The organism is Paenibacillus sp. NRS-1760 (genome assembly GCF_050467785.1).
In the GTDB taxonomy this organism is placed as follows: Bacteria; Bacillota; Bacilli; order Paenibacillales; family Paenibacillaceae; genus Pristimantibacillus.
The window spans coordinates 1-17,854 of sequence record NZ_JBITPK010000022.1; the positions used below are offsets into that span (position 1 = coordinate 1).

Consider the following 17,854-nt stretch of genomic DNA (forward strand, 5'->3'; position numbering starts at 1 on the left):
ACTTGACGGGGTGCAGTTCACAAGGTTTTCACAACCTGTGCAGGGCAGCCTTTTTTTACATATTAAACTCGCCAGCTGACCAATCGATTAACGATGACCATTGTCATAGCTGTGTAGAGAAGCATCATGAGGCAATCCAGCATGACCCCCTGTGTCCAGCCATGAAGCAAAACTACGCGCATGGCGTCCGCTGCATAAGTTGTAGGGAAAATATACGAGACGACCTGCAGCGCTTTAGGCAGCTGATTGAGCTCTACCATGACTGGAGATAGAAAGGTTACAACCATCATAAGCAGCTGAGCAAGCATACTGGTCAACTGCTGATTCGGCGACCAGAAGCCTATGCATACGCCGAGCCCTACCACACTCGTCAGCGACAGCAGCATAACGACTGGCAAACCCCATGATAGATGAAGGTCTACGCCATAAACAAAATAACCAATGACACCCAGCAATACGAAGGATGGAATCGTGCTCATAAGCCCGCGCAGCAAATTAGCGGCTACGAAGTTTATTTTCCGGATTGGAAGCGATGCATAAAATGTAAAATGTCCCTGATGCTTTTGCATCGATATTTCTTGCCCCATACTATTTAAGCCCATAATAATGACGCTAAATATCATATTGCCCGCAATGATTTGAACCATCATCTCCGGGGCTGGGTCAGCGATAAAGAAACGCATAAATAAAATCGTCGTGAGCGGAAACATCGTTGCCAGCAGCACAACGATTACCCAGCTGTCACGTATAAGCGCGAATTGAATGCGGAATAAAATTTCCAGCTCCGTCCATAATCGCTTCGGTCCAGATAGTTGTATGGACTGCATGTGCCGCAAGCCAAGTGGTGTTCCATTCATGATGCGGATACCTCCTTCATCGCCAAATCATCAATATGGAAATAAACATCCTCTAAGCTTGGAGGCACTACGGCATATTCCAAAATCGGCAGTTCTGTATGGTCGATAATATACTCTAGCACTCTGCCGGCAACATTCTTCTCAACTAGCAGCAGCAAACGATTCTCGCCGCTCTCCTGCACGATCCCGTAATGATGAAGGGCAGCAGCAGCTTCGGCACGACGCCCATTCTCTGTCGTAAGCTCAAACTTCAAGCGCTGATCAACCTTCTGCTTTAACGTTGCTACATGATCAATCGCCAGCAGCCTGCCATGATTGATAACAGCCGCTCTGTCTACAACCTGCTCAGCCTCCAGCACATTATGCGTGACCAAAATAATCGTCGCGCCTTCGCGATTGCGTTCTTGGATTAAATTCCAAACGAGCCGCCTTTTTTTCGGATCAAGCTCATTGGTAGGTTCATCAAAGATAAGCGCAGGTGAACGGCCAATTAGCGCTGTACCAATACCGATCAATCGTTTCTGTCCCCCGGACAGCTGCTTCAGCAGCTTGTTTCTTACATCCGCCATATCAAATTGCTCTAATAATTCCTTCGCCTGCTTTTCTGCCTCTGATGCTGGCATCCCTCTTAGCCTGCCCGTAAAAGAAAGCGCTTCGTGCACTTTCAGCGCTGACAGCACATGCGGCTCCTGTGCGTAATAAGCCACCATGCCGGATACGTGACGCGTATTCTTCATCACATCCTCGCCGCAAAACAAAACCTGTCCTTTGGTAGGTTTCAATTGACCGACCATTTGTTTAATGAGCGTTGACTTGCCCGCCCCATTCGGGCCGAGCACGCCGAGTATCTCTCCTTCACGAATCGTAAGCGAGATATCATCATTGGCTGTGACCATCGTTTTGCCTTTCTTATATACCTGACTAACTCCCTTTAGCTCGTATACATACTCACCCAATCTCATTCACTCCCTTATGTATTACGGCAGCAGCTTACGCCTTGTTTGCTCCCAGTAATAAGCGATTTTTTCTTTGTCGAGCTCATAATAGATGCGATTATCTACCCGAATCAGCTGAATGAGATTTAGATCAAACAACATATTCGTATGATAGCTTATAGCAGCAGGCGTTAAGCCCATTTCCTGAGCAAGCTCATTGCCATAGTAATTTTTATGGCGAAGCAGCTCAATCAATTCCAGCCTTCGCCTATCGGCAATAACCTTCAAGAAACGCTCAATCGTCTCTTGATCCTCGTTACGCCATGCAAAAGCGTCATTGTTGATTCCAATCACCACCAAATTGGAATGTCCTTCACGGTCATCACGATGAATGCCAACACGCACCTGCGAAAAATAACTAACATGTACGGCTGTCTCTTTATCGACCAGATCAACATCCATCTTCGTAATATCGCGGATCGCGCGCTCTGGCTGTTCATCAAATAAGGCACGATATTTCACAGCTCCAGCTTCGCCAAGCTCCTTCAAGCGATCTCGCATAGGCATATAGGCATAACGATGAAACTGCTCCATTATAAACAGAGTCCGCTGTTTGTATTCCTCAGAAAATCGAATATGTTCCAGCAGTGCCGCATGCTCCGCTTGATCAGGCAGCTCACATCCCGCAACGAGCTCGTAAAGCAGCTCCGCATCCTTCGAGATGGCTCCCCAGTCTCTCCCCTTCGTCCATTCCATGTTCTCGTCATTATATTTCGCAGCTGCCAGATGGAAGACGAGCTCGCTTGCAGGCTTGTCACGGTAAAACGCCAGAAAATCTTCAGAACTATTCAGCTTGTCTCGTTCCTCTACAAACAGCATAACCATGACATAGTCAAGCCGCTCTTTAAACATGTTGTCACCAAACAGGGCAGCTATCTCTGCTTTCACATAATTGCTCATGCTCGCATTCGCGGTCTCCGCCATACGAATCATTTCATCATCCAGTGTAAAATGAATCTCGCGCGCGAAAGCCTTCATATGCTCGAATTGCGCAACAAATTTCATCGTGACTAAAAATTCAATAGGCTCATGATAAGAAAAATGTAATCTTTTGGCTGCTATTTTCCAGTCTAAAATAATTAACGCCTCCATACTTCGTTAAGCATTCATTTAATGTTATTTAAACAATATACAAAAGTCATTTAACAATCGTTAAACATTAATTTAAATGAACCAACCTAAATTGTCAATATCATCCACAAAAAAAGCTCTGCACAGGCTTAACTTCTTAGCCCATGCAAAGCTTCCTCTATCCATTATTTTTTACGATCCGAATAATCGCATCAGCAAGATACCCGCGAAGGCAAGTGAAATGCCGGTGATCTCTATCTTCGTGAACTTCTCTTTCACAACGAATCGTGTATAGAGCAGCACAATCAGAACGTTTAGAGCTGTGACAGCAGATACTAGCCCCGCTTTGCCAAGATCAAATGCGGTTACAATAAGCATCATGCCGACAGCGTTAGTTGTGCCGACGGCCAAACCAATAAGAAACGTTTTTTTGCCGCTCCAAGCTGGTGGCTTAGCGGTTAAACTAACGCTGGAAGAATGCTGTGACACACGCATTTCCCCCCGGGCAGTTACCGCACCCAGCAGCGACAACGCTCTTCTAGCTCTCTCCGCTTGCAGATCTCGCAGCCACCATATACCAAAACACGATGCGCCCGTCAAAAACATAAAAAACATGGTAGGAAACAAATCTGCTTCCATAATTGTTGACCATTTGCCTGACAAATCATTTGCTGCAAACAGCAGCATGGCCAGCAGCCCCCACTGTGCTCCTTGCAAATTGCGCAGCGAGATGTCATTCGATAGCCGAACGAGAAGCACTCCGCCAACAATCACGACAAATGCAATGAATTGCATCGCATGGAGTTTTTCTCCCCAAAGTCCAAACGCAACGATCACAACAACGACTGAAGGCAATGCCGTTAGTATCGCTACAAGTGAAGCCTTGCCGACTGCAAACCCCTTGAACATACTGGCATTCGCACCGAATGAAAACAAGCCCATTTGAATGCCTATCAACGCCGCGAGAGTCCAGTTCGATGAGAACACTAACGCGCAAATTCCATTTACGAGCGCTCCCATAGTAAACGCACCGCATAGCAACAAGTTACGGTTAAGCGGCTTCTGACTCGTCCAATGGTACAGAATGCCTCGCAAGCCAAAACATAAGGCTGCAAACACTGAATAAGTAAGCCACATGAGTGCAATAGAACCCCTTTCCTTAATCAAACCTATATGAAAGATAAACAAAAAGGAAGCGGTTGTCTACACCGCTTCCCTTTTTAAACAAACGTTGCAAGTCCCATCTTGTTCTCCCTCGATAAAACATTCCCTTTGGAATTAAACTTACAATTAGTGAAAAACGCCCGATTATAGAATCAGGCGTTTCTAACAAATCTATTGATTTAATACATGTCAGCCTTTGACAGCGCCAGCAGCGATACCCTTGACGATATGCTTTTGCATAATAATAAAGAAGATGAATATCGGCACCAATGTGATGACCGTAAGTGTCATGAACATCGGCCAATCAACGGTAAATTCGCCTTTAGCTTTATAGATTTGCAGAACGAGTGTCGATTTGGAGGATGAGTTCAAAAACAGCATAGGTGCCAAAAAGTCGTTCCATATCCACATCGTCTGAAAAATGATGCTCGTTATCGTAATGGGCTTTAGCAGCGGAAAGATGATCCGCCAGAAGATGCCCCATACACTACAGCCATCGATGACGGCCGCTTCGGGCAGCTCCCGGGGTATCGACTTCATATAGCCCGTCATTAGGAAAAAGACGAACACAGAGCCGCTCGTGTACAGAATGATCAAACCGGATATTTTGTCGATCAGGTGCAAATCACTCATCAGCTGGAACAAGGGAATGAGAGTCGCTTGGAAAGGAATCATAAATCCGGCAAGCAAATAGAGCATAGCAAACCGTGTTAATCGATTCGCATTGAACACAACCGGGTATGCCGCCATCGCACCAATCAAAACGATCAATACGACAGAACAGACGGTGATTATAAAACTGTTCCAAAAGCTTTGCAAGATCGATGTTTCCTCGAAAACCTGAATATAGTTTTTAAAGATCCATTTCGAAGGAAGAGCCATCGGGCTTCTTGCGGCATCTTGCATCGTTTTGAATGTGTTGACAATGATTAAATAAAACGGAAAGAACGCTATTAATCCTGCAGGGAGCATGATAATGTCTAGAATCCATAACCGTTTTTCAAAGGTTTTTTTCATTGTATGCCCTGCTCCCTTCGTTGCATTACTGTAACTTGGAAGATAGCAATCGCTAACACTATTAGGAAGAAGACGATCGACATTGCCGATGCTAGACCGTATTGTGTTTCAGATATTCCCCTTAATACGATGACCTGGGTTATCGAGTAAGTTTCATAGCCAGGCCCGCCCTTTGTCAATGCGAATGGAATTTCGAATACTTTGAGACCGCCGGTAAGCAGCAGCATGACGCTGACCGTCATCGCAGGTGCCAGCAGTGGAAAAGTTATAAACCGAATTTGTTGTAAACGATTCGCCCCATCTATTGAGGCAGCTTCATAATAATCTTTCGGAATGGATTGCAGAAATGCCAAATACAACACTGCGTGCCATCCTGTTATCGCCCATGTTGCCACGACGATTGTTGACAGTTTCGCTAGCAACGGGGCTGATAGCCATGGCTGAGGACCGATGTTAAACAGCTCACTAAGGACGGTGTTCAGTACCCCTGACCCAATCGGTGCAAGGATAAATCCCCAAATATAGGCAAGCAGCAAGCCGCTTGGAATCGACGGAAAGAAAAAGATGGCGCGATGAATGTTTCTCGTTAAAAATTTTTGATCCAATATCATAGCGAGCGGGATAGCTAACAACGTAACAAGCAAAGCCTTGCCAAAAGTAAAAAATAACGTATAGGAAATGGCGGATGTAATCGCATCATCACTAAATATCCGCACATAGTTTTTCAAGCCAATAAAATCATATGCCTCCGTATATCCATCAAAATTAGTAAAGCTCAAGAAAAACGATTTGATCAGCGGATAGATCGTAAACAATGAGTATATAGCTAGAATCGGAAGCAAAAACAATAGAAACTGTAGTTGACGAACATATTTGACCATAATTTGCCTCCTTTGAGACTTTGATTGATGATGTCGGCAGTCGATAAAACTGCATTGGAAGCATTCAATTAATAGAGGATCAAGGTGTAAATAGTTGAAGAGAGGGTAGTAGGCTTCAACATACCCTCTACTTTAACTACTTCCGATTATTTATTTTCCATTTCTTTCAGTTTCTTATCTAGTGAAGCCGTTGCTTGCTCCGGTGTTATTTTGTTTACGGCTATATCTTGGATCGATACAAGGAATTGGTTGCGCAGCGCTTCTTGATGTCTGTCCCACGATACCATTGGCAAATAAATTTTTCCTGCCATCAGCCCATCGTTATATGCTGGTGCATACGCCGGGTGGACTTTGCTTTCATAACCGTGAGCTGTAATGATGCCGCCAGTGCCTTCCTCGAATTGCTTCAACCCTTCTTGCGTTGTCATATATTCGAGGAACAGCAAAGCTTCTTCCTTGTTTTTCGTTTTACTGTTGACAGCGAAACCTACACCAGGAGCACCGTTGTAATATTTGTTGCCGGGTTCTTTTCCTGGAATCGGCATAATTTCGAACTCAATATCGGGATTCGTTTTCTCAATTGTGGCAATGTTCCAAGGGCCGCCAGGGAACATCGCTACGTTGCCAAGGGAGAACTCGTTCATCACTTGGTCACCGGTTAGTCCAATCATATCTGGCGTCAAAATTTTATTATCGATAAGCCCTTCCTTCCACATCGTTAGCACTTCAGTCCATCCTTCAGCAAATGTTGCCTCGCCCTTAAACAGCTTCTCGTCGAACGTTGGGTCTTTCGTTAGTACATTGCTGCCGAACATGGCGGAATGAATAATCGTAATATCATGCATTCTGTCATAGAGTGGAATGATGCCCGCTTCTTTAAGCTTCAAGCAGTCCTGGATGAACTCATCCCATGTTTCTGGCAATTTAGTGATGCCAGCTTTTTGAAACAATTGTTTGTTATAAAACAAGCCGCCTGCCCATCCGCTTTGAGTGAAGGCATATGTTCTTCCATCTTTACTTAGCATCGGTTTGTTACTGTCCAACATAACGGACATGAATGGTTCGTCAGTCAAATCGAGCGCGTAACCGCCATCGATAATCTCATTGCGGTTTTCTGCGGCAATGATGAAAATATCAGGTGCCGTATTGGACAACAGCATCGTCTGAAGCTTAGCAATGTAATCCTTTACCGGTGGAGCAAATTGAAAATCGAATGAAATATGTGGATATTTTTCTTTGAAGCCGTCTATAACAGGCTTCATTTCTTTTTCATTGTTCCATGCAAGAATGCTTAGCTTGACTGGTTTAGGTGCATCATTGCCCTTTTCAGCATTGTTGGCCGTACCTTCATTACCGGTATTGCCTTTATTACCTGTATTGCTGTTTTTACCGCATGCAGCGAGCACGACTGATAAACAAAGGAGAGTGATAAGAAGCAGTAGAGACGTTTTCTTCATGTTTGATTAACCCCCATGTAATCGTTTTTTTGTAATAAGCACTCGTTGTAAGCACTTACATTTAGAGTGTAATATGAACTCGCTTGAATCTGAATTCATATTGTTGCATCATTTGTTGTCAAATGTTGCACTAGCAGCAAATCCGATTAATTGGGTCGAATAGACGATGCGCGGTACTCTTTAGGCGTTACGCCGAAATACTTTTTGAAAGCGCGGCTAAAGTGGCTCTCGTCCAAAAAACCGATATGCTCCGCGATGTGGTTGTTCCTCCAATTCGTTCCAACGAGTAGTTCTGCGGCTTTAATCATCCGCACCTGGATCACATAAGCCCAATAATTCACACCGAATTCCTGTTTGAACGCACGACTTAATTGATACTTGTCTATATCGAAGCGATCTGCCACTGATTGCAAAGATAAATCCTCTTGATACCGGGTTTCTACATACGGTTTAATCCGCCGCACAGCATCCTGAAGCTTGGATCCGGCTTCCGAAGCAGGCGTTCTTACCGCTAGCATGCTCTCGGAAATTAGCTGTGGCAGAAATGCCGCATCTTGGGAAATTGAGCTGATTCCGACAGACAATGTGTGAGACGGTGATGACTCCGCTACTTTTTCCATCACAGATTCACTTAATTCCCTCAATAGACCGCTAGACAGATCGTCCCCCCCGCCGACTAGCACTACTTGCTCCTTGCGGTTTTTACAACACATAACACAGTGGATTTTGATGACCGCTTGTTCTTGCAGCAAGCAGGAATAATCTTGGTCCGATGGCAGACTGTTCTCGAATGTCAAAATAGCAAAACGTTCGATGGCGAGAAATTCCAGGCAGTCTTGGAAGTTTATCAACGAATTTGCTTCGATCTGTCCAGCGTATATCGTCCGATCGAGCTCACTTCGAATCGATTTCTGAGCATCCAATAGGGACTGTTGAATCAGCTCGCGCAAAGCCTCCTGAAGCAATTCGGCATCGACCGGCTTTAACAGGTACTGGGAAACATGAAGTCGAAGCGCATCCCTTGCATATTCGAATTGATCATATGCACTTAAAATAATTGTTCGCGGTATTTTGTCCAAATGTTGAATCCGCTTCAGCGACTCGATTCCGTCGAGCAACGGCATATGAATATCCATGATCATCAGATCGGGACGGAAGGTTTCTACCATGTTGGCCGCTTCTTCACCGTCATATGCATGTTGCACCTTCGTAATCCCTAGCTCCTTCCAATCCATCACTTTATTTAAATATCTATGCAAAGATAATTGATCGTCCACAATAAGCAATTTCATGCTCGCTACCTCCCCGAAGATATCACGTTCTGGGCAACACGATATAAACCGTTGTAAATATCCCTTGCCTGCTTCTAATCTTCAGTCCGTAATCAGGTCCGAATTTCAATCGGATACGCTGATTGACGTTGAATAGGCCTATCCCATCCGGCTTAAAGTCTTGTTGCTTCAATTGCCTAGCCAATTGACGGCTTCTGCTCCTTGATATCCCTTTTCCATTGTCTTGGATAACGATCATAATTCCTTTTTTGACTGTCATAACCCTAATCGTCATTTTTGCTGACTGCGGATTTTCGCCAAATCCATGAAAAACCACGTTTTCTACGAGAGGCTGCAGGATCAACTTGATCGTTCTGTTTTTTAGAATCGACTCGTCCGGAATAAGAAACTCGATGTCAATTCGATCGTCATATTTTTTGTTCACAATATAGAGATAATCCCTGACGTTCTGAATTTCTTGTTCCAGCTCCACCATCTCTTCCGATTGCTTCATGGAATACCTTAGCAGACTGCTCAATGACAACACCAAATGGTTGGAATCCTCCGTACTTCCACATACAATTTCGGTTTGCAGCAGTTGCAGCGTATTGAATAGAAAGTGTGGATTGATCTGGGACTGCAGCGTTTTGAGCTCTACCTCTTTTAGTGCAATATCTGATTGATAATTTTGTTTGACCAACGTTTCGATCCGGATGACCAGTTCCCTAAATTTGTCGCCTATCAAATCCAATTCGCGATACCTGTATTTATTCTTAATGATATAAATACTGTCTTCGCCAATCTTGTCCAATGTTGAGAGCAGTTGCCCAAATGGGCGGGATATCCGAGCGGTGTTCAAGATGGATATGAGGAGGTTGAGCAGCAAACAAAGATAAATAAAACCGATCAAGTTTGACTTCAGTGAGTCTGATTGTCCTCTGATGACAGACATCGGAATCGTCGAGATCATTCTCCAACCCTGAACGGCAGTAGGGTGGAATATAACAAGTGTCTCATTTCCGCCAAGCTCGGTAACGAAACTTCCTGAGTCGCTGGCATAAATAAGCTCGATACCTGAGAAGTCAAGTTTTGTCCCGATTGCCGAACTATCCTTATGGGCGATGATAGTCTGCTGATCATCGATCATAAAGATGCTTTCATTGTTTTGATAGGAGCTAAATTCAAACATCCCGTTGATTTTGGCTAAATCCAAATTAGCAATGACAGCCCCGATCGTTCTAAGGGTATAATCTTTAACCGGAAGAGCGATCGATAACGTCGGCATGTTATATTTTGAAATATTATTTTCTAAGTAATAGTCCTGCGTATGGAGTCCAAGCGTAATGAATCCTTTGTTTGGAGTATCCGAGATCGCTTGCCTAAACCAAGCTTGTTCGGAGAAAGGATAATCCCACCGAAGTGATTTTCTGCCATCCAGGTTGTTTACATAGCCATTTTTGCCCAATATCAAAACATCACTTACCATTGATTGCAAGGAAGATACGCCAAATGCAAGGTCCGCGATATTCCTCTCATGCTGGATGCGCCCTGCGATATCCATTTCCCTGCCTGGATTCATCAAGCTTCCAACCGAATAATGGCCTGTTAGAAGAACGAGCGGGCGAGTCGCTTCTTCAAGATTGAAGCTGAGCCCGCGTGCTGCCTGCTCCATTATTTTGTAGCTGGATTGAGTGACTTCTTTGGTAAGACTTTTAGTTGAGTCCTGAACGGATAATAGTCCCAGCAACAATAAAAGTAGAATGTTTACAATTAAATATGAGAACATAATCGTTCGAATGATGGTTTTTCCAGGTAAGGAACTAATCAAGAATCTGACAGCATTGTTCATCATTCCGTCCCTCTTTCATAATTTCTAAGCCCATAAAAAGGAGTACCTCCCCAAATCTTTAAGTGTTAAGCACACCACTAACACCGAAAGAAATGGGAAGGTCCTCAGATATATAGTATTCAACAAAAAAATCTATTTTTCCCAGCTGGATTTGTTGGTATTACCACCCGAGTCCACCTGCAGCTCTATTTACACAAAACCCACAACAAAGCTATGGGTCGTATAAGACGTAATATCTGCTGTAATCTTTATTTAATGATCCGTTTGCACAACATCATACTCTTCATATCGAAAATAATCGAAATCAGCATGCTTGCGTTCCCCGCTTAAGTCTTGGACGCAAACACCGATAAAATTGCCTGTAAAACGAATATAATCAGCATATTCATCAGATAAATGGCTAACATCAAGCTGTGGGCCAATCACAATCCATTCACCTGTCTGGCCCGCATACATGAACCTGGCCATTTCACGCTGAATACTGACCTTCAATCGGTATGTTCCATCCGCAATTGGAATATCTTGATCCAGTATTTCGTTATACATTCCATTTTGTGATTGTACAATCCCAATACATGTACCTAATTTCTCATGATGCGTCAGGCGCAAATAGACATAATCACGGGTATCGTAGAACAGAATCAATCCCGCCATTTGCTGATAATGCTCTGGACGGTATTCAATGGATGTTTCCGCTTCACAATACATCGATTGTTGTCTACGCGCGACAAGACTTTGGCGATGCGTTGAACTCATGGACTCCTGGCCGCGAAGCCGCAAGAATCCTGGCCTTTCCGTTAAGGATAGCCAATCGGGACTTGCAGGGATGCGAAGGGTGTTCCATTGCAGCCCAAGCTGTGCTCTATCAAAGTGGTCGAGGCTCGGTTCAGCTGGGAATGGATGTGTTGGCAATTGAGGTGCTTGCACCACATATTGCGGCGAATTGGCTCCTCCGTCAACAGCGATCCAATCATCATCCGTCCAATGACAGCGCTGAATGGCCGTTTCTCTGCCGAGCATACATCGCTTATCAATCACAGGACGACCGACGAGGTGAACCATATACCACTCGCCGTTCTGCGTTTCCACTAGTGAAGCATGCCCCGCCTTTTGTAATTTCAATTCCGGCTTGCCCGCAGATGTCAAGATTGGATTCGCGGGATCAACTTCATAAGGACCATCGATATGCCGAGAACGCGCCATCGTGACAGCGTGTTCATATTGCGTTCCACCTTCAGCTGTCAGCAAGTAATAGTATCCATTTCGTTTATATAAATGAGGCCCTTCGGTTAATCTCAGCTGTGTGCCTAGAAAAATATTTTTCTTAGGACCAATAAGTTTCTTCTTTTCCTTCGAGTATTCCTGAAGAATAGTGCCAGCGAAAGAGTTTGTCCCTCTCCTATGATCCCAGATCATATTCAATAGCCATTGGCGACCATCCTCATCATGAAATAAGGAAGGATCGAAACCGCTGCTGTTCAAATAAATGGGCTCAGACCAAGGCCCCATTATATCGTCCGCCGTCACCATATAATTATGAGTATCCTTGAAGGCTCCCGTGCGACTTTTTACATCTGTATAAATAAGATAGAAAACGCCTTCATGATAGCTTAAGCATGGTGCCCACGCGCCACCGGAATTAATGTTGCCTTCCATATTCAATTGTGAAGAACGTGTCAATATCGAAGTGAGCGGACGCCAATTCACCAAATCCTTGGAATGGTGAACACGTACTCCCGGGAACCATTCAAATGTCGAAGTTGCAATATAATAGTCTTCTCCTACACGCAAGATAGATGGATCAGGATGAAATCCTCGCAGTATGGGATTGTTAATCATGTTCCCCAACTCTCCTTTAAATCTTGTTTAACTGTTCATTATTTCCTGGCCTTCTGCCGTGTTCATACCCGCTTCCAGCAGTTTGACGATTCTGTCTACGTCATAGACGCATCCCCGCCATGTGCCGCCGCTCGCTGCTTGCAGTGCAGCCCATAGCCGAGTGTCGTCAGGAAGATCAGGGTCTTTCGCAAGATCGGGATGAGGCTTTCTAGAAGCCAATACATTCGTTCCCACTTCCGAATCCTCCGGCACCTCACCGCTGCCTACCATTTCGACATGTCCCTCTAATTGACGGAGGTCGATACGGATGTCAATCCAATCGCCATTGCGAAGCTGGCCAACGGGTCCGCCAGCAAGAGCCTCGGGTCCAATATGACCTATACAAGCGCCAGTTGAGACGCCCGAGAAGCGTGCGTCTGTAAGCAGTGATACTTCTTTGCCGAAGGGCAGATGCTTAAGCGCTGAAGTCAGCTGGTAAGTCTCTTCCATCCCCGTACCCGATGGGCCGCGCCCAATGAGTACCATAATATCCCCGGCAACGATGCCTTTGTTTTTTATCGCATGGATTGCTGCACGTTCCGTCGTGAACACTTTCGCCCTGCCGACGTGGCGATAGACCCCATCACTGTCAACCATTGAAGGATCAATTGCAGTCGATTTAATAACAGAGCCCTCGGGACAAATGTTTCCTGTCGGGAAAGTCACAGTCGAGGTCAGCCCTGCTTGTTTGGCGCGTTCCGGGCTGAAGATGACGCGGTCTGGATCAATCCCCTCGTTCTCCAGCAAATGCCGGCGCATGCGGTGGCGGCGTTCTGACGATTCCCACCAATCCAGCGTCTCCCCAATCGTATTGCCTGTTACCGTAAGCGACTTCTCATCCAAAACGCCAAGTTTGCGCATATGCAGCATAACCTCAGGTACACCGCCAGCAAGGAAAGCTCTCACTGTCGGGTGATGTTCTGGTCCATTAGGAAGAACGCTGACTAATCGCGGGACGCTGCGGTTGACTTCTGCCCAATCAGCGACAGTTGGCAGGGTGAGCCCCGCCGCATGTGCGATTGCAGGAATATGGAGCAGCAAATTTGTAGATCCGCCGAAGGCTGCATGAACGGCCATCGCATTTCGAATGGCATGATCCGTTATAATCTGGCCTGTCGTCAGTCCGCTCTCCGCCATTTTGAGAGCAGCTCTGGCAGATTGCCGTGCCATTTCCTCCCACACCGGCTGTCCTGACGGTGCCAGTGCAGCATGAGGAACGGTCATACCAAGAGCCTCCGCTATCACCTGCGCCGTTCCCGCTGTTCCTAAGAACTGACAGCCTCCACCAGGTGTCGCGCACGCGCGGCAACCGAGATCAGCCGCTTCCTCAAGCGAGAGCTCACCATTCGTATATCTCGCGCCAATCGTTTGGATCTTGCCTGCATCCTCGCCTTGGGTCGGTGGAAGAGTAACGCCGCCAGGAACAATTACGCCAGGAAGTTTACCCATCCCTGCCAGTGCCAACATCATGGATGGCAATCCTTTGTCACAAGTGCCTACCCCCAATACGGCAGAGCGTTGCGGCAAGGAACGAATAAGACGTCTTAATACCATAGCCGCATCATTGCGGAACGGCAGTGAATCGAACATCCCCGTCGTCCCTTGTGAACGGCCATCACAAGGATCGCTAACGAAACCCGCGAAGGGCACGCCTCCAAGATCTGTGATTTCCTCCGCTGCGGCTTTCATCATGATTCCAACTTCCCAATGCCCCGTATGATAGCCAAGAGCGATCGGGCGGCCGTCCTCATCTCGAATGCCGCCTTGGGTTCCAAGAATGAGTATTTGCTTTCCCAAAAGCTTCTTCGGGTCCCATCCCATGCCAACGTTCTGTGTTAATCCGAATAAATCACCGCTTGGTGAATTACGAAGCATATCCGGGGTAAGCGGCAAGGAGCCGCTTGGTCCTGGAGCATGGGTATAGATGTCAAAATAAGAATCGATATCTTTGCCCATTATCATTTCGAAGCCTTCATTCATTTCACACCATCCATCCCTTGTGTTGTCGTTATGGCTTAATGAATACGGTTTTGATTGAAGTATAGAATTCAATAGCGGCTTGGCCTTGCTCCCTTGAATGCGAACTGGACTGTTTCATACCCCCGAACGGTGCTTGAAGCTCAACACCGGCTGTCTCTGCATTAATACGGATGAGACCCGCTTCCATATCTTGAACGAACTGCAAAGCGTTTCCGATATTACGGGTATAAATTGATGCGCTAAGACCATAGTCCGTATCGTTCGCAATCTCTATCGCTTCTTGAATATCATTCACTTCGATTAGTGTAAGCACAGGCCCGAATATTTCTTCTTGAGCAATCGACATTTTTGAAGTCACTTTATCAAAAATCGCTGGCGTGACATAGAAGCCATCTGATAATGCGCCCTCAGTTGGTCTTGTGCCGCCATACAGCAATACTGCCCCTTCTTCTACACCCTTACTAATGTAAGATAGAACGGTTTCCATTTGTTTTTCATTCGCACATGGGCCTAACCATGTCTGTCCATCCATTCCATCTCCAACCTTCAATTCAGTCACCTTCTGGAGCAGCTTCGACTTGAACTCCTCATAAATATCCTTTACTACGATAACTCGGCTTGTCGCAGTGCACTTCTGGCCAGTAGAACGAAGCCCCCCGCTAATTGTCGCTTCAACCGCAAAATCAATGTCTGCATCTGCCGCAATTAGGATCGGATTTTTTCCGCCCATCTCAAGCTGATACTTAGCCCCGCGTGCCAACGCTGCCTGCCCTACTGCTTGCCCTACCGCATTGGAGCCCGTGAAGGTGATTCCGTTAATATCAGCATGTTCCGCAATACCTTGACCAATGACGCTGCCACTGCCTACGATCATATTCAGAACACCGGCTGGTAAGCCTGCATCATGGAAGCATTGCATAACTTTCGCTGCTGTAACCGCTGTTTCCGTTGCTGGCTTCCATACGACCGAGTTCCCATATATTAATGCAGGTGCGATTTTCCAAATAGGAATAGCAACTGGGAAATTCCAAGGGGAGATCACCCCTACCGTTCCGAGCGGTGACCTTGTAGTATACAAGAAAGCATCTGGATCGGAAGAAGGTATAACATCACCTATTTTTCGCATGCCTTCTCCTGCATAATAACGCAGAATGGCCACTCCACGTGCCGTCTCGCCCTTCGCCTCGGGTAATGTCTTACCCATTTCCCTCGTCATCGCTTCACCGATTTCATTCATTCTACTTTCCATAATATCAGCTGCTTTGAACAGCAAATTACCCCGCTGTGATCCCGTTAGCTTACGCCAAGCAAGCTTGGCCGCCTTTGCAGCTGCTACAGCATCCTCTAGATCCCGTTTAGTCGAATCCGGGATCATACCTACGACTTCGTTTTTATTTGCTGGACTTATGCTTTTCTGCGTTCTGCCGCTCTCGGAGCTTCTCCATTCGCCATTAATGTAGTTGTTATATATAGCGTAATTTATATTTGCCATTTTAATCTTCCTCTCTTTTTTAAATTGCTATTTAGGCCAAAACAGCAGTATTCACTAGTGTTCCAAGGCTGGTGATTTCGATTTCAATGACATCTTCAGGTGCAAGTGTGAACTGATTCGGAGGAACGATACATGTACCCGTGAGGAGGATCGTACCATCGTACACAATATTATCCCTGTGCAGAAAGGAGACGAGTTCCTCCAGCTTGCGTTTAAGCTGTCCCGTGCTTGCTGATTCATCGACTACTTTTTTTCCATCTCTATATATCCGCAAAGTGATCTGCAACTGGTAGGGATCTTGAATCGTTTCGGCTAATCTTATGACCGGTCCAATTGAGCATGATTGTTTCCAAACCTTGGCTTGCGGAAGATATAACGGATTCTCTCCTTCAATATCGCGGCAGCTCATATCGTTGCCAATAATGTATCCTACAATATGGCCTCGCTTATTTAAAACCAAACCAAGCTCCGGTTCCGGAACCTGCCAATTCGAGTCGCTTCTCAAGCAAACATTATCAAGATGGCCAACCGTCCGAGCTGCTGTGGATTTCATGAACAATTCTGGCCTTTCTGCATCATACACCTTGTCATAGTAGGTGGATGCATTCAGCTTGCCGCCAGTCGCCTCATAATTTCTAGCTTCCTTGCTGCGCGCATAGGTTACACCGGCTGCCCATACTTCAGGGGCAGCTACTGGCATAAGTAATTCAAGACTAGCAAACTCCCTATCCAGCGGCTGATTTGAACGGATCAGATCATTCACGTCTTCAAGTGGTGTTTTTCCTGCCTTCTCGATTCGTTCAAGGAATGATATAAAGTCCGAATCCGCCAATTTGAATACCTTATCCTCGTCAGTTACTGCTGCCAAACATTGCTCTACGCCATCACGATATCGAATAATTCTCATTTTAACCTCTCCTTGTTTTATAATATAAAACGACGTTCTTAAAATATAATATAGATCGACTTGCTTTCATCGCATGTCGATCTAGCATTAACTCAATAGTTATTGCTCAGGAAGCTCATCTTAGAACTGATAACCTAGCTGGCGAGAAATTTCACTCGTTTCCTGCCGAATCAGGTCAATTAAATGTGCCAGTTCTTGATCATCAACGTGTGCTACCATGGTGGATATGCTCATCGCCGCTATCACTTGTCCGTTATGATTGTATATCGGAGCAGCCGCACACCGGACCCCCGGCTCATTCTCCTCATTATCAATAGCATAGCCTTGCTTCCTGACTTGCTCCAACTCTTTCAAAAAAGCTTCGGGGCTGTCGATCGTCTTATCCGTAAGCTTAACAAACGTATGTCCTTCCGCAATCTGCACCTGATCTTTAATAGACCGGAAAGCCGCCAATACTTTACCCACGGCGCTGCTATGCAGAGGTATTCTGCGACCGATACGTGAATAACGAATAGCGGCCTTATGGCCCTCTACTTTATCAATGTATATTCCTTCTTTTCCATCGTCCATAATGACCAAATGTGTCGTTTGGCCAGTGGTAGCAGACAAAGCCCTAAGATGCGGTCTAGCGATTTCCCGAATATCAAAATGATTGAGAAGCAATTGCCCCTTCTCTACAAACCTCATCCCGAGGCGGTATTTCCCAGTCTGCTCATCCTGTGTAATGTAATCATGAATTTGAAGCGTTTTCAACAAAGAATGAACTGTACTTTTGTGCAAATCCATTTCTGAGCTTATTTCAGACAGTTTGTACTCCATATGTTGCTCATCGAATAAGTCGATAATTTTCAGTGCTCTATCCAACGCTTGAATGATGGGCATATTCCTTCACTCGCTCCCCTCCTAGAAGCGGTTTTATATTATAAAACCGTGTTCTAAAATATTGTTGGATAAATAATAGCAAACTCTAATTGCAATGTCCACCCTCTGTTGTCATACAGCAGACCATCTTTTGAAAGCTAAAAACACGTTACA

General features: G+C 45.5%; 13 protein-coding genes and 1 pseudogene. All 14 read right to left on the bottom strand.

What is annotated here, in order from left to right:
* Positions 1-62: 62 nt before the first annotated feature.
* Complete coding sequence (locus tag ACIFSR_RS31975) at positions 63-857, bottom strand: ABC transporter permease (RefSeq protein ID WP_339204910.1); 795 nt, start codon at positions 855-857, stop codon at positions 63-65.
* Positions 854-1,729 (bottom strand): annotated as a pseudogene (locus tag ACIFSR_RS31980) (ABC transporter ATP-binding protein); the annotation flags it as partial. The pseudogene ACIFSR_RS31980 and the gene ACIFSR_RS31975, both read right to left, overlap by 4 nt.
* A gap of 105 nt (positions 1,730-1,834) precedes the next feature.
* Positions 1,835-2,944 (bottom strand): ArsR/SmtB family transcription factor, encoded by a 1,110-nt coding sequence (locus ACIFSR_RS31985; protein ID WP_430063205.1) that lies wholly within the window; start codon positions 2,942-2,944, stop codon positions 1,835-1,837.
* A 171-nt stretch (positions 2,945-3,115) separates the two neighbouring features.
* Positions 3,116-4,060 carry an EamA family transporter gene (locus ACIFSR_RS31990; RefSeq protein ID WP_339204913.1) on the bottom strand — a complete coding sequence of 315 codons (945 nt, stop codon included), beginning with the start codon at positions 4,058-4,060 and terminating at the stop codon, positions 3,116-3,118.
* 216 nt (positions 4,061-4,276) lie between these two features.
* Entirely contained in the window at positions 4,277-5,104 is an 828-nt protein-coding gene (locus tag ACIFSR_RS31995; RefSeq protein ID WP_339204914.1) for a carbohydrate ABC transporter permease, read from the bottom strand.
* Positions 5,101-5,985, bottom strand: a complete 885-nt coding sequence (locus ACIFSR_RS32000) for a carbohydrate ABC transporter permease (RefSeq protein ID WP_430063207.1) — start codon at positions 5,983-5,985, stop codon at positions 5,101-5,103. Before ACIFSR_RS32000 ends, ACIFSR_RS31995 begins: the two co-directional genes overlap by 4 nt.
* A 146-nt stretch (positions 5,986-6,131) precedes the next feature.
* Positions 6,132-7,442, bottom strand: coding sequence for an ABC transporter substrate-binding protein (locus tag ACIFSR_RS32005; RefSeq protein WP_339204916.1), 1,311 nt, complete (start codon positions 7,440-7,442; stop codon positions 6,132-6,134).
* Between the two features lie 146 nt (positions 7,443-7,588).
* Positions 7,589-8,734, bottom strand: a complete 1,146-nt coding sequence (locus ACIFSR_RS32010) for a response regulator transcription factor (RefSeq protein ID WP_430063209.1) — start codon at positions 8,732-8,734, stop codon at positions 7,589-7,591.
* 22 nt (positions 8,735-8,756) lie between these two features.
* The gene (locus tag ACIFSR_RS32015; protein WP_430063211.1) at positions 8,757-10,565 is read right to left on the bottom strand and encodes a sensor histidine kinase; all 1,809 of its coding nucleotides are present in this window, start codon (positions 10,563-10,565) and stop codon (positions 8,757-8,759) included.
* A 249-nt stretch (positions 10,566-10,814) separates the two neighbouring features.
* Positions 10,815-12,401, bottom strand: coding sequence for a glycoside hydrolase family 43 protein (locus ACIFSR_RS32020; RefSeq protein WP_430063213.1), 1,587 nt, complete (start codon positions 12,399-12,401; stop codon positions 10,815-10,817).
* A 27-nt stretch (positions 12,402-12,428) separates the two neighbouring features.
* On the bottom strand, positions 12,429-14,420 hold the full coding sequence (locus tag ACIFSR_RS32025) for a YjhG/YagF family D-xylonate dehydratase (protein WP_430063215.1): 1,992 nt from the start codon (positions 14,418-14,420) through the stop codon (positions 12,429-12,431).
* A 28-nt stretch (positions 14,421-14,448) separates the two neighbouring features.
* Positions 14,449-15,912: an alpha-ketoglutaric semialdehyde dehydrogenase GucD gene (gene gucD, locus ACIFSR_RS32030; RefSeq protein ID WP_339204921.1), complete on the bottom strand. Its 1,464-nt coding sequence runs from the start codon at positions 15,910-15,912 to the stop codon at positions 14,449-14,451.
* A 31-nt stretch (positions 15,913-15,943) separates the two neighbouring features.
* Positions 15,944-16,819 carry a fumarylacetoacetate hydrolase family protein gene (locus ACIFSR_RS32035; RefSeq protein WP_430063217.1) on the bottom strand — a complete coding sequence of 292 codons (876 nt, stop codon included), beginning with the start codon at positions 16,817-16,819 and terminating at the stop codon, positions 15,944-15,946.
* 120 nt (positions 16,820-16,939) lie between these two features.
* Positions 16,940-17,701, bottom strand: coding sequence for an IclR family transcriptional regulator (locus tag ACIFSR_RS32040; RefSeq protein WP_339204923.1), 762 nt, complete (start codon positions 17,699-17,701; stop codon positions 16,940-16,942).
* Positions 17,702-17,854: the final 153 nt, after the last annotated feature.